Raw genomic sequence first — 14,322 nt, 5'->3', positions numbered from 1 at the left:
CGGTCGTTTTTCCGTCGGTTTTCCCGTCGACTCGAGCGGTATTTCGGCCTCTGTCGACCCCGTTTTAAAGACCCACTATTCGGAGGATTTCGGCCGCAGCGTCCCCAACGCGTGGGAACGGGCGGGTCTGGTTAATGAGTGGGTGCACGAGTATCGACCGTGATGGCATACGGACGACCCACGGACGAACCGCGTTATCCGAACCGCTCGGAGAGGGGTTCAGCTGCCGACGATCCGCGCACCCACGCGTGCGGGGTGGTACGATGAGTGACGAGGCGGCCGACGGGCTCGAGATGACCCGTCGGGAGCTCGGCGCCGCGGCGGCGGGTATCGCCGGCGCGTCCGGTCTCGGGTTCCTCGGCTACCGGCGGTTGACCGGCGAGGAAACCGCCGACGAGGACGGCGAGGGACCGATGAACCCCCTCGAGGAGTACCCCAACGAGGGGTGGGACCAGAAGTACCGCGACATCTGGGAGCCCGACGACTCCTACATGCTCACGTGTACGCCCAACGACACCCACAACTGCTACCTCGAGGCGAGCGTCAAGAACGGGCAGATCACGCGTCTCGGCCCCTCGATGAACTACGGCGAGGCGACCGATCTCGACGGGAACCAGGCCTCCCAGCGGTGGGACCCCCGCGTCTGTAACAAGGGGCTGGCGATGGTCGAGCGCTTCTACAACGAGCGCCGCGTCAAGGCTCCGATGGTCCGTCAGGGCTTCAAGCAGTGGGTCGACGACGGCTTCCCGCGCGATTCCGACGGCTCGATGCCCGAGGAATATGCCCGGCGCGGGGAGGACGACTTCGTCGAGGTCTCCCACGAAGAGGCCCACGAGTACGCCGCCCGAACGTTCCTCGAGCTCGCCCAGCAGTACAGCGGCGAGAGCGGGACCCAGTCGCTGCTCGACCAGGGCTACGACGAGCGCGTCGTCGAGGAGACCCAGGGCGCCGGCGTCCGGACGATGAAGTTCCGCGGCGGGATGCCGCTGCTGGGCGTCATCAAGCTGTTCGGCCAGTACCGCAACGCCAACTCGATGGCGCTGCTGGACAACCACGTCCGGGACGTCTCAGAGGACGAGGCGCTGGGCGCGATGGGGCTGGACAACTACTCGTTCCACACGGACCTGCCGCCGGGCCACACGATGGTCACCGGCCAGCAGACGGTCGACTTCGACCTCGCGAGTATCGAGTACGCGGACCACATCGTGCTCGACGGGATCAACTACCTGACCTCGAAGATGGCCGACTGCCACTGGCTGACCGAGGCCAAACTGAAGGGGTCGAAGGTCACCGGGATCTTCACCGACTACAACGCGACGGCCTCGAAGTGCGACGAGCTCATCACGGTCCGTCCGGCGTCGGACACGGCGCTGTTCCTCGGTGCGGCCCGCGTCCTCATCGAGGAGGAGCTGTACGACGAGGAGTACGTCCGGCAGTTCACGGACCTCCCGCTGCTGGTCCGGATGGACGACAACGAGTTGCTCCGCGCCAGCGATATCTCCGCGGACTACGAGCCGGCGGACTTAGAGAAGACCGACGCCGTCGCCGACGACGCGGACCGGCCCGGCGTCGACGTGACGAACATCGACGACCAGGTCATCACGGAGGAGCTCCGCCGCGAGTGGGGCGACTTCGTCGTCCACAACGCCGAGAGCGGCGAGTTCGAGCCCGTCACGCGCGACGACATCGGCGACGACTTCGACGTTCCCGCGACGATCGAGGGCGAGTTCGAAGTCGAACTCACCGACGGCGAGACCGTCCAGGTCCGGACGGTGTTCGACCTGATCAAGGAGCACCTCGCCGGCACCTGGGACCTCGAGTCGACCGCCGAGGTCACGGGGACGGACCCGCAGGCGGTTGAGAACTTGGCCCGCGACTTCGCGGACAACCAGCAGAGCACGATGCTGCTGACCGGGATGGGGCCGAACCACTACGCGAACGCCGACCAGCACGGGCGCGCGGCGTTCCTGCTGGCGTCGCTGACGCGCAACGTGGGCTACCAGACCGGCAACGTCGGCTCCTACTCCGGGAACTACCGGATGGCGTACTTCAACGGCGTCGGCCAGTACGCCCACGAGGACCCGTTCGATCCCGAACTCGATCCCGAGAAGCCGGCGCGGACCGACAAGCGCTGGGACGCCCACTCGGCGCACTTCTACACCAACCTCGACAAGCCGCTGAAGGTCGACGGCGAGTACTTCCAAGGCGACTCGCACATGCACACCCCCACGAAGTCGATCTGGGTGTCGGGGTCGAACTCCATTCTCGGCAACGCGAAGGGGACCTACAAGATCATCGAGAAGGCCCTGCGCACCGGGAAGATCGAGGCGTTCTTCACCAACGAGTGGTGGTGGTCGATGACCTGCGAGTACTCCGACATCGTCTTCCCGGCGGACTCGTGGGCCGAACACCACGTCCACGACATCACCGCCTCCGTCACGAACCCCTTCATCACGACGATGCCGGAGACGGAGATCGACCGGATCTACAACACCCTGAACGACACCCAACACTACAAGGGCGTCGCCGAGAAGCTCGCCGAACTCACCGGCGACAGTCGCTTCGAGGACTACTGGGCGTTCATCGACGAGGAGGAGTACCAGGCCAAGCCGTACATCCAGCGCATCTTCGACCACTCCAACGCCGTCAAGGGGTACGACGTCGAGGACCTGCTGGAGGACGCCCGCGAGGGGACGCCGGCGATCATCATGACCCGGACCTACCCCAAACACGTCGGCAACGAGCAGACCCAGGACTCCCAGCCCTGGTACACGAAGACCGGGCGACTCGAGTTCTTCCGCGAGGAGGAGGAGTTCGCCGAGGCCGGCGAACACATCCCGCTCCACCGGGAGCCGATGGACGCGACGCCGTACGAGCCGAACGTCATCGTCGACGGCAGCGACAGTCCCGTGGTCGCGCCCGAGACGCCCGCCGACCGCGACTGGGACAGCGCGGCAAAGGCCCGCGACACCAACGACCGACAGGTCCGCAACGAGATCCGGTCGCCGTCGGAACTGGTCGACACGAGTCATCCGCTGACCGATCTCGACGAGGGCTACGACTACGTCTACATGACGCCGAAGTACCGCCACGGGACCCACACCTTCGGGGCCGACCTCGAGGAGATGGCGGTCTGGTGGAGCAACTACGGCGACCAGGGTCGGAAGACGGAGCGTGACTCCTTCGACACGCGCAAACCGTACATCGGCGAGGGGTACGTCGAGATGAACCCCAAGGACGCCCGCGAGGAGGGACTCCAGGACGGCGACTACGTCTGGGTCGACGCCGACCCCTCGGACCGTCCGTTCCCGGGCTACGACCCCGAGGACGAGGAGACCGAGTACACTCGCGCGCTGATGCGGATCCGCTACCAGCCCAGTATCCCGCAGGGGGTCACCCGGAGCTGGATGAACGTCACGCAGACCTCGCACAAATCCTACGAGGCCCAGCAGGAGCGCGACGACGGGAAGGCCCAGTCCGAGGACACGAACTACGTGTCGATGTACCGCAGCGGCGGCCACCAGTCGATGACCTCGACGTGGCTGCGCCGGACCTGGCTGACCGACTCGATGCCCCGCAAGGACATGCTCGGGCAGAACATGGACATCGGCTTCGAACCCGACGTCCACGCCGCCAACGGCGCGCCCAAGGAGTCGTTCGTCAAGATCGAGAAGGCCGAAGACGGCGGCGTGAACGACGACGGCGAGCCCGAGGGCGACTGGCGACCAGTCGGAGAGGGCGTCCGGCCGACCCAGGAGAACGACCGGATGAAACAGTACCTAGAGGGCGGTTTCACGAGCGAATCAGACTGAGGTGACTCACAATGGCAGAAGTTTACAATTGGCAGATCGGCCGCGAGATGGAGTACCCGTACCCGGAAGCGCGTCCGGAGAAACAGTGGGGCGCAGTGTTCGACCTGAACAAGTGTATCGCGTGCCAGACGTGCTCGCTGTCGTGTAAGACGACCTGGACCAACAACGAGGGCCAGGAGCACATGTTCTGGAACAACGTCGAGACCAAGCCGTACGGCTCCTACCCGCTGCAGTGGGACGTCGATATCTTAGACCGACTCGGCGTCCACGAGTGGGGATCGGACGGCGTCTACGACGGCGACACGATCTTCGAGGTCCGCGACTTCGACTGGGAGTCGATGGCGGCCGACGACGATCCCGAGACCATGCACAGCGAGGGGATCGAGGGCTTCCGCCCCGACGACGAGGACTGGGCGCAGCCGAACCTCGGCGAGGACGAACCGACCGGCCAGGAGTTCGAATCGGACACCCACATCGAGGAGGACCACCACCCGACGTGGTTCTTCTACCTCCCGCGGGTCTGCAACCACTGCACGTTCGCCGCGTGTGCCGGCGGCTGTCCCGTCCAGGCGATCTACAAGCGCCAGGAGGACGGCATCGTCCTGCTCGACGAGGACAGCTGTCAGGCCTTTCAGGAGTGCGTCCGGGCCTGCCCCTACGGGAAGTCGATCTACAACTCGGTCGCGGCCAACTCCCAGAAGTGCGTCGGCTGCTACCCGAAGGTCGAGCAGGGGAAGGTCCCGCAGTGCTTCGAGAACTGTCTCGGCAAGATCCGAATGCACGGCTGGGTCAACCAACCCGAGAACGCGAACACCTCCGCGCCCGTCGACTACATGGTCCACGAGGCGGAGGTCGCGCTCCCGCTGTACCCGCAGCTGGGGCTCGAGCCCAACGTCTACTACATCCCGCCGATCAACGTCCCGACGGACTATCTGGAGCAGATGTTCGGCCCGGGCGTCGAGCAGGCCCAGGAGACCTACCGGAAGGCCCGCCGCGGCGACGAGGAGTACCGCAAGCTGCGAGGCGTCCTGCACCTGATGGGGTCGACCGAGTGGCGCATCGAGGAGTTCGAAGTGACCGACGAGGAAGCGATCGGCTACGACCAGGACGGCCACACCGTCGCCCGCGTCCCGATGGAGGAACCGAGATACGAACGCGACCGCTTCGACGGCCAACACGACGCCTATCGACTCGACATCGCGTAACGACCGCGAACGACCCACACCCACACTCACACCAATGTCACGACCAGACCACCACGTTCACCGCGCGCGACTGTACAAGCTCGCGTCGATGGCGTTCGACCGACCGACCGACGACCTCCGCGAAGCGATCCGCTCCGCCGAGTTCGACGACCAGCTCGTCGAATCCGCCGCGGCGCTCGGCGACGACGAACTGCTCGAGCGCGCGGAGTCGGTCGCCGACCTGAGTCCGGACGACGCCGACGAGATCGAGGACTGCTACTCGACGTACGCCGCCCTGTTCGGCTTCGAACAGGGGGGCGAGATCCAGCAGTACGAGGTCGAGTACGGCTCGGGCACGCTCGTGACGAACACGGACACGCTCGCCGACATCGCCGGCTTCTACGGCGCGTTCGACCTCGATCTGGAGGACGGCAACCGCGAGCGGGTCGACCACCTCTGCATCGAGCTCGAGTTCGTCTCCCACCTGGCCCTGCAGACGGCCTACCTCGAGCGGGCCGACGACGGGAAGGGCGTCGACATCGTCACGAACGCCCAGGCGGACTTCCTCGAGGACCACCTCGGGCGCTGGGTCCCGCGGTTCCGGGAGACGGTCCACGACGACGCCGAGGACCCGTTCTATCGGGCGCTCGCGGATCTCGTGGTGGCGCTGGTCGAGGCCGACGCCGACCGGTTCGGGATCGAACCGGACGTCTTCCCCGAGGTGCCGCCGTCCCCGACCGAGGGGCTCACCGGCGGCGGCGACGGGGACTTCCGGTGTGGGACCTGCGGCTCGAACGGATCGGGGACGCCGTCGGCCTCGCCCGGCAGCGGCGAGATGCCGATGGGCGACCGCGACGGCCCGTACTGATCGGGACTCGCGACTCGCCGCGGTCGAACGAGTCTTCCGTTCGTCCCCCGAAGCGGCCGTACCAGAGATGAGTCAGGAGCCATCGTTTCGCGTCGTCTGTCTCGCCGGCCCGAGCGATTCGGGGAAGACCACGCTCGTCGAACGGCTCGTGCCGCGACTGGCCGATCACGGCCGCGTCGCGACGGTCAAGTCGATCCACCACGACATCGAGATCGACACGCCGGGCGCCGACACCCACCGCCACCGGACCGCGGGCGCCGAGACCGTCGTCGGCGTCACCCCCGAACTCACGTTCGATATCAGCACGCGCGGCAAGCGCGATCCGCCGGACCGACCCGACGGCCTCGGACCGCTCGAGGGCGCGGCCGACGACGATCCGGAACTGCGAGCGCTCGCGAGCACGCTCGAGCGCCTCGAGGACCGGGGCTACGCGTTCGTCGTCGTCGAGGGGTTCGCGGCGGCCCCGCTGCCGACGATCCTCGTCGGCGACCGCGATCCGAGCGCCGTCGGCGGTCCCGTCGTCGGTCGCGGGGCGGACGACCTCGAGGGACTCGTCGAGACCGTCCGCGGACTCGAGCCCCTCGTCGATCGTGAGTGAACGAGTCCCCGCGGCGATCGGCGATGTCCCCGCCGGCCGACGGCGGCGAGCGGACGCGAACCGACGGGCCACCGATACCGCGGATCGCAACGCGATCGGGGTAGGGGCGTCCCGCGGATCGGTGGCACGCTCACCCACTATCGAAACCGATCTCGGTTATATTCCCGCAAAATAGGAACGGAAACCAGTTATATTGAACGGCAGGGACGAGTGAGACGTATGGAGACTCGCGACGACGCTTCCGGAGCGAGACGCGGTACCGGCCGGTCCGTCGGCGGTCGCCGGGCGTTTCTCGCCGCCGCGAGCGCGACGGCGGTCGGCATCGTCGGGACGGCCGGCTGTCTCGGCACGGCCGACCGCGTACGGGTCCTCTCGGCCGGAAGCCTCGCCGTCGCACTCGAGGAGACGATCGGTCCCGCCTTCGAGTCCGAAACGGAGCTCGGCTATCAGGGGGAGTATCACGGCTCGACCGTCGTGATGCGGATGATCGAGGAGGGGACCAAACACCCGGACGTCGTCATCAGCGCCGACGCCGAGCTGTTACGGGACCGGCTCTATCCCGGCCGGACGGACTGGGACGTCGAGTTCGCCGCCAACGAGGTCGGCATCGCCTACGATCCCGACACGGCCCTCGGCGGCCGGCTCGCGGCGGACGAACCGTGGTACGAGGTCGTCGCCGACGCGGACGCGAACGAGCTCGCGATCAGCGATCCCGACCTCGATCCGCTCGGCTATCGGGCCGTCCAGCTGTTCGAACTCGCCGAGCGCCGACACGACCTCGAGGGGTTTCGCGAGACGATGCTCGAGCGCGTCTACCGCGAGCCCGACGAATCGCAGCTGCTGACCGGCGTCGAGGCCGGGAACCGCGCCTGCGCGGTCGTCTACCGGAACATGGCCGCCGATCACGAGCTACCGTTCCGCGAGTTGCCCGACGCGTACAACTTCGGGGATCCGGCCCACGCCGAGACGTACGCGACGGCCACGTACACGACCGACGAGGGGTACACGACCCGGGGTCGGCCGGCGGTCTACAGCGCCACGGTTCGAGCCGACGCCGACAACCCCGACGCCGGCCGAGCGTTCGTCGATTTCCTGCTCGCGGAGTCCGCGCTGCTCGAGGAACGGGGACTGCGCGTCGGTGACGCGCTCCCGCGATCGAACGGAGACGTGCCGGAGGCGATCGAACCGTGACCGATACAGACGCGAGGACGGGTGATGCGAACTCGTCAGATCCGACGGCGGCCGATTCGAACCCGACCGATTCGAACTCGTTCGGGAGCGGCCTCGAGCGCGTGACCGGCGGGATGGCCGTCCCGGCGCTGCTCGGCGTCGTGTTGCTCGCGTACTTCGTCGTCCCGGTCGTCGCGTTCTTCGCGCAGGTGGGCACGGTCGACGTGATCGGCGGCCTCACCGATCCCGCCACGCGGGACGCGATCAGGACGTCGCTGCTGACGGCACCGGTCGCGACGGCCGTCGCGACCGTCTTCGGCGTCCCGCTCGCGTACGTCCTCTCGCGGGCCAGGTTTCGCGGCAAGCGCCTCCTCGAGGCCGCCGTCTTGCTCCCGCTGGTCCTGCCGCCGATCGTCGGCGGCGTGATGCTGTTGACCGTCGTCGGCCGGTACACGCCGATCGGCTCGGCGGCGGCGGCCCTCGGCGTGCCGCTGACCGACAGCTACGCCGGCGTCGTCCTCGCCCAGACGTTCGTCGCCGCGCCGTTTCTCGTCGTCACCGTCCGCGCCGGCTTCGACGACGTCGATCCGCGCGTCGAGGAGGCCGCCCGGACGCTGGGATACGGTCGCCTCGAGACGATCCGGCTGGTCTCGTTGCCGCTGGCGCGAAACGCCATCGCCGCGGGGATCGTCCTGACGTTCGTGCGGGCGCTCGGCGAGTTCGGCGCCACGATGATGGTCGCGTACAACCCGCGGACGATGCCGACCCGCATCGACGTGTTGCGGATCGCCCGCGGTCTCGAGGCGATCGTCCCGATCGCGCTGGCGCTACTGGTTATTACGGTCGTCGTGGTCGCGCTCGTGCAGGCGCTCGTCGGGTCAGCGCGGCGATACTGACGGCGGACCGATACCACCGGATGAACGACTTGCTTGCAAGAAGTGTCACTGGTAATGTAATTCGGTTTCATCGCTGCTAATCTCTTTGGAAACGGGGTTATTGGGATCCCCGTCGTACTCATGGTTGAAATCATGACATCGATCGCAGACATCGAGATTCCGGCCGACGGAACCGGAACCGGCGAGCTGTTCGAGGCGGTCCCCTCACTGACCTGTGAAATGGAGCGCGTGATCGCCTCGAGCGGCCACGGCCTCTGGCTGTCGGGCCCGTCTCAGGAGGAGATCGAGACGGCGCTGGACGACGCCTCGGCGATCGGGTCCTACACGCTGATCAACAGCGAGGACGACCGCTGGCTCTACGACATCGAGTTCGAACCCGACACCATCGATCTCTTCGAGCTGATCCTCGAGGAGAACGGCACGGTGCTGAGCGCGTCGGCCTCGAGCGGCACGTGGCTGCTGAGCATCCGGTTCGCCGACCGCGAGAGCGTGAGTTCGCTCTACGACCGGTTCGACGAGGCCGGCGTCACGCCGACGATCGTCCGCCTGTTCGATCTCGCGGAGGAGACGAAGAGTCAGTGCGGTCTCACCGCCCGGCAGTACGAGACCCTCGTCGCGGCAATCGATCACGGCTACTTCGAGATCCCCCGCGAGGTCTCGATGCAGGAGCTGTCGGAGGAGCTCGGAATCTCCCACCAGGCGCTCTCCGAGCGCCTCCGCCGGGCCTACCGCGCGCTCGTCACCTCGGAGCTGAACGTCTCCGAGGACGAGACCGTCGCCCCGCCGGTGCCCTCGAACTGAGCAGGTCCGATACCGCCCCGGCCGACTCGCGGTTCCGTCGGCCGCTCCCGGTACCACTCGATGTTTTCGCATCGGCAGCACGGTTTTCGCCGTTTACCGCGCAGTTGATCGGTCGCACGCGTAGCTGCACCGATAGGGATCCCATCCGCGTTCATCACTCGAGAGCGCCTTCGAAGCACAGCCGGTACCGACCCGTCTCTCCGAATCGAATCCGTTGTTCGTCAGCCGACCGAAAGATAGACGGGTAATAAGATCAAATAGTATACATTGATGTCACGAGAGACGACCAGCCGCCGGCAATTTCTGAAAATCGGCAGTATTGCCCTTTCAGGTTCCTTTGCGGGCTGTCTCGAACAGTTCTCCCCGGCTGAATCGTCTCCGGATCAGTCCGAGGTATCATCGGAGGACACACAGTCGCGGGCGGATGGAAGCGCGTACTCGCAGGTCTACCGCGACGCGATCTCGTCCGTCGTTTCGGTCCGGACGAGCCACGGGCAGGGGACCGGGTTCCTGTACGATGACGCCCACGTGATCACGAACGCCCACGTCGTCGGGAGCGCACGCACCACCCAACTCCGGTTCGACGACGGAACGTGGGCTACCGGCGAGGTACGCGGACGGGACGTTCACAGCGATCTCGCCGTCATCAGCCCCGACTCGACGCCCGACTCGGCGACGTCGCTTTCGTTCGCTCAGACGCGACCCGTGATCGGCCAGGAGGTCGTCGCTATCGGAAATCCGTACGACCTCGACGGCACCGTCACGACGGGCGTCGTGAGCGGGACCGACCGGTTGATTCCGTCGCCGAGCGGCTACCGGATCCCGGACGCGATTCAGACGGACGCGGCGGTGAATCCGGGCAACAGCGGCGGTCCGCTGATGTCCGTGGACGGAACGGTCGTCGGCGTCGTCAACTCCAAGCGCGGGGACGACATCGCGTTCGGAATCTCGGCGGCGCTCACTCAGCGCGTCGTCCCGCGACTCATCGAAAACGGAAGCTACGAACACGCCTACATGGGCGTCTCGTTCGAGACCGTCACACCGGCAGTCGCCGACGCGAACGGGATGGACGACCCTCGCGGGCTAGTCGCGGTCGAGACCGTCAGTAACGGGCCCGCCGACGGCGTGCTCCGCGGGAGCGAGGTCCGGTTCGTCGACGGAAAACGGATTCCCGTCGGCGGCGACGTGCTTCTCGCGGTCGACGGGACCGAGGTACGATCGCTCGAAGACCTGGCGAGTCACCTGGCGCTCCGGACGCGGCCGGGCGATACGATCCGTCTGACCGTGCTGAGAGACGGAACCGAGCAGTCGCTCGACCTGACGCTCGAGACCCGCTCGGAGCGGTCCCGGTCCCCGCTTCGGTGACGGCCGATCGGTCGGGGTCCGGAGGTACCACCCCTCATTATGAATGCGGGGGAGTAACCCTCGAGTATGCACGTCGACAGCGACGAGGGCGTTCTCCGGATCGCGTTCGACCGACCGGCGGCGCTCAACGCCGTGACGAAAGAGATCGCCGCGGAGCTAGCCGACACCATCGAGGACGCCTCGCCCGAAGAGTACGACGCGATCGTCCTCACCGGCGAGGGCGACGCCTTCAGCGCCGGCGGCGACCTCGAGGGGCTGTCGGAACAGCCGGACTCGGCCGCCGACGCCTACGCGGAGGTCGAGGAGAGCTTCGGCCGCGTCGTCGAGGCGATGCTCGAGTGTCCAGTGCCGATCGTCGCGAAGGTCAACGGCGACGCCATCGGCGCCGGGCTGTCGGTCGTCGCGCTGGCGGACATCGCCTACGCCGCCGCCGACGCGACCTTCTCCTGTGCGTTCGTTCGGATCGGCCTCGTTCCCGATACCGGCGGGACGTTCATGCTCCCCCATATCATCGGCCTCCGGGCCGCGAAGAAGCTCGCGTTCACCGGCGAGTTCTTCGACGCCGAGCGGGCGGCCGATCTGGAGCTGATCAACGAGGCGGTTCCGCCCGAGGAGCTCGACGATCGGGTCGACGAAACTCTCGACCAACTCCGCGGCCGGCCGACGGAGGTCATCGGCCTGATGAAGGGGGCGATGCACGAGAACATGGCTCGCCACTGGTCCGAGGCGCTAGACTACGAGAACCTGCTGCAGGTCCAGGCGCGCACCTCCGAGGCCCACGCGGAGGGCGTCGCCGCGTTCCTCGAGGACCGAGAGCCGGAGTTCGACGCCTGACCGGGCCGACGGCGAGTTCTCGGTCGTCCGTCCGCGAGACACGATCACGACTCGAACCGCAAGCCACCGCAAGCACCACCGTAATCCTTTTCTTTGGTGTCTAGTTTACTGCAATGTCTCCACAGTTTACCGACGACGACATCGGCAAGAGCGTCGTCAACGCCAACGGCGAGGAGGTCGGCCTGATCGCGGACGTCGAACACGGTACCGCGCACGTCGAACCGGACCCGGGAATCACGGACACGATCAAGGCCAAACTCGGCTGGGGCGGGTCCGACGAGGACACCTACCCGCTCCAGGAGGGCTCGGTGGCCCGCGTGACCAACGACGAGGTACGCCTCGAGAGCGACCTCTCCGGGAGCGCCGGCGGCGGTGCGACCAGCGCCGGCGGCACGACGGACATGGACACGGACCGGACCACGACGACCGATACGGCGGCCGGTGCGTCCGAGCGGGAGACCGAGACCGGGGCGACCGACACGAGCATGGGCGCCTCCGAGACGGACGCCGGCGCCGGAACGCCCGGCACCGACCGGGACGACGACTCGCTGATCGGCGATGACAACGACCGCACGTCCGACGATGACGGTCTTATCGGCGATGATAACAACGACGATTCGCTGATCGGTGACGACAACGACCGTCGCTCCGACGACGACGGCCTCATCGGTGACGATAACGACGACGACTCGCTGATCGGCGACGATAACGACCGTCGCTCCGATGACGACGGCCTCATCGGTGACGACAACGACGACGATTCACTGATTGGCGACGACAACGACCGCCGCTCCGACGATGACGGCCTCATCGGTGACGATAACGACGACGATTCCCTGATCGGCGATGACAACGACCGTCACTCCGACGATGACGGTCTCATCGGTGACGACACCGATCGCCGTACTGACGACACCGATCGCCGTACCGATGACGACTCGCTGATCGGCGACGACGACGATAATGACGGTCTCATCGGTGACGACAACGACCGCGACTCCGACGACGACCGCATCGGTAACGACACTCGCTAGTCACGTTCGCCCGACCCATCCTCGCTGAGCCCTCGCGATCGATCCCGAGCCGTTCCGTTTTTCCGGACCGCTTCGCCACTGGAGACCACTACGTAGCGGGCCCGTCGTCCCGATTCGTCACTGCGCCGACGCTCGAGAAAACGGGAACTCGCGAAGCCGCGACCGCCGTCGCTACTCCTCTTCCTCCTCGAGCGATTCGCCGTCAGCGCCCTCGTCGGTCTCGGCGTCGCTTCGCTCGGCCGAGAGCTCCATGTCGTCCCGGGGCGTCTCGTCGGTATCGGAGTCGCGGTCCGCGTCGACGTCGGACGATTCGAGCTCGTCGGAGTCCGACGGTTCGAACTCTCGAGCGGGTGACTCGCCCTGTCGATCCTGTTCCTGAGCGATCGGCTGGCGCTGTCGACCGCGACCGCCCTCGCGTCGCCCGGTGTCGATTCGCTGCGAGTACCGCTCTCGAGACTGTTCCTGCTGACCCTGCTGGCCCTGCTGGGACTGCGCCTGGGCGGATCGACGACGCTGGCTCGACTGTCCGAACTCGCGACCCCGCTGTCGCTGCTCGTGTCGTCCCTGGCCCTGCTGAGACGACTGGAACTGCGAGTCCTGCCGGCCGTGCTGGCCCTGCGTCTCGGAGCGGGTCCGCGTGGGCGTCGCGGATCGCCGACCCTGCTGCGTCTCCGTTTCGACGTGCCCGCCCTGTGGCGGACTGCTGTACCCGGACTGGTCCTGGGGCTCGTAATCGGTCCCCGACTGGCCCGTCTGGGACCGCGTTTCGTACTCGGGAGGCTTCGAATATCGGTCCGACTGACCGGACGCTATCGTCTGCTGGGGCTGGCTCTGGCCCTGATCCATCGTTCCGGAAGACTCACCGCCGTAGGTCCGCTCCGGTGACACCCACTCGCCGGTCTGCGGATACGACTGCTGCGTCGACTGCTGTGTGTCGCCGCCCATCCCCCGGCCGGCTGTCTGCTGGCCGCCCATCTGTTGACCGTCCGTCCCCTGTGAGCGCCCGCCCGTCGGCTGGCTCGAGTGACCGGATTGTCGGCCTCTCATCTGCCGGCCGCCCATCTGCCGGCCGCCGGACTGCTGGCCGCCCATCTGCCCGCCGGTCTCCTGTGCGTTCCACTGACCGCCCGTCCGCCCACCGGACTGCTGGCCGTGCATTTGCTGGCCGCCCGTCTGCATGCCGCCGGTCATCCCCTGCCGGCCCATTCGCTGGCTCGCGTGCTCTATTCCCTGACCCGCCCGTTCCATCTGCTGTCCCATCTCCGTCCCCGGCTGGGCGGCGGCCTGCATCCCTTTCTCCATCGCGCGCTCCATTTCCGGCATGACGGCCTCGAGCCCCTGCAGATAGCTCTGTATAACCGACTGCGTGAACTGCTGGCCCGGGAACCCCTGCAGCATCGACTTCGTCAGCTCGAGACCCTGTTGCTGGGCCGTGTCCTGCCACTGCATCGCGCTCAGGGCCATCCGGGCCATGTTTCGCTGGAGGTCGATCGCCTGCTCGATCGCTTCCTGGCCCTGATTCATCGTCGTCTGCTGGAGCTGTTCCGTCGACTCCCGTTGGGACTGCTGGTGATCTGTCATCGTGTACTCGAGGAGGTCACTCCTCGCCGACACGGGCGACGGAGACCGCAATAAAGGGGGTCGTCGGTTCCGCTCGGAAGGCCGCGACCAACTCCTGAAACAGCGTCGCACCGTCGAACTACTGCGAGAAACGACGCCCAACGGGCGGGACTCACCGGCGAACGCTCCCGACGATAGTG

At 66.9% G+C, this 14,322-nt stretch carries 11 protein-coding genes; 10 read left to right on the top strand and 1 reads right to left on the bottom strand.

Annotated elements, in window-relative coordinates:
- The first annotated feature begins 263 nt into the window (after nt 1–263).
- The 10 genes from WD430_RS18170 to WD430_RS18125 all read left to right on the top strand — a co-directional run bounded on the left by WD430_RS18170 (nt 264) and on the right by WD430_RS18125 (nt 12,562).
- Nucleotides 264–3,812 carry a molybdopterin-dependent oxidoreductase gene (locus WD430_RS18170; protein WP_339103833.1) on the top strand — a complete coding sequence of 1,183 codons (3,549 nt, stop codon included), beginning with the start codon at nt 264–266 and terminating at the stop codon, nt 3,810–3,812.
- An 11-nt stretch (nt 3,813–3,823) separates the two neighbouring features.
- Entirely contained in the window at nt 3,824–5,017 is a 1,194-nt protein-coding gene (locus tag WD430_RS18165; protein WP_339103832.1) for a 4Fe-4S dicluster domain-containing protein, read from the top strand.
- Between the two features lie 34 nt (nt 5,018–5,051).
- A complete protein-coding gene (locus WD430_RS18160) occupies nt 5,052–5,864 on the top strand; it encodes a molecular chaperone TorD family protein (protein ID WP_339103831.1) in 813 nt (270 codons plus the stop codon).
- 67 nt (nt 5,865–5,931) lie between these two features.
- The gene (mobB, locus tag WD430_RS18155; RefSeq protein ID WP_339103830.1) at nt 5,932–6,462 is read left to right on the top strand and encodes a molybdopterin-guanine dinucleotide biosynthesis protein B; all 531 of its coding nucleotides are present in this window, start codon (nt 5,932–5,934) and stop codon (nt 6,460–6,462) included.
- A 219-nt stretch (nt 6,463–6,681) separates the two neighbouring features.
- Nucleotides 6,682–7,653: an extracellular solute-binding protein gene (locus tag WD430_RS18150; RefSeq protein WP_339103829.1), complete on the top strand. Its 972-nt coding sequence runs from the start codon at nt 6,682–6,684 to the stop codon at nt 7,651–7,653.
- Entirely contained in the window at nt 7,650–8,528 is an 879-nt protein-coding gene (locus WD430_RS18145; protein ID WP_339103828.1) for an ABC transporter permease, read from the top strand. The genes WD430_RS18150 and WD430_RS18145 overlap by 4 nt, the downstream gene beginning before the upstream one ends.
- Before the next feature lie 132 nt (nt 8,529–8,660).
- Complete coding sequence (locus tag WD430_RS18140) at nt 8,661–9,329, top strand: helix-turn-helix domain-containing protein (RefSeq protein ID WP_339103827.1); 669 nt, start codon at nt 8,661–8,663, stop codon at nt 9,327–9,329.
- A gap of 270 nt (nt 9,330–9,599) precedes the next feature.
- On the top strand, nt 9,600–10,694 hold the full coding sequence (locus WD430_RS18135; protein ID WP_339103826.1) for a trypsin-like peptidase domain-containing protein: 1,095 nt from the start codon (nt 9,600–9,602) through the stop codon (nt 10,692–10,694).
- Nucleotides 10,695–10,760: 66 nt separating this feature from the next.
- Nucleotides 10,761–11,528, top strand: a complete 768-nt coding sequence (locus WD430_RS18130) for an enoyl-CoA hydratase-related protein (protein WP_339103825.1) — start codon at nt 10,761–10,763, stop codon at nt 11,526–11,528.
- Nucleotides 11,529–11,641: 113 nt separating this feature from the next.
- Nucleotides 11,642–12,562, top strand: coding sequence for a hypothetical protein (locus WD430_RS18125; RefSeq protein ID WP_339103824.1), 921 nt, complete (start codon nt 11,642–11,644; stop codon nt 12,560–12,562).
- Between the two features lie 171 nt (nt 12,563–12,733).
- On the opposite strand, the gene WD430_RS18120 is transcribed toward WD430_RS18125, so the two are convergent.
- Nucleotides 12,734–14,143: a hypothetical protein gene (locus WD430_RS18120; RefSeq protein ID WP_339103823.1), complete on the bottom strand. Its 1,410-nt coding sequence runs from the start codon at nt 14,141–14,143 to the stop codon at nt 12,734–12,736.
- Nucleotides 14,144–14,322 lie beyond the last annotated feature (179 nt).

The organism is Haloterrigena sp. KLK7 (genome assembly GCF_037914945.1).
Taxonomy (GTDB): domain Archaea; phylum Halobacteriota; class Halobacteria; order Halobacteriales; family Natrialbaceae; genus Haloterrigena; species Haloterrigena salinisoli.
The sequence above is the reverse complement of the archived record's forward strand: the minus strand, read 5'-3'. Positions and strand labels throughout refer to the sequence as shown.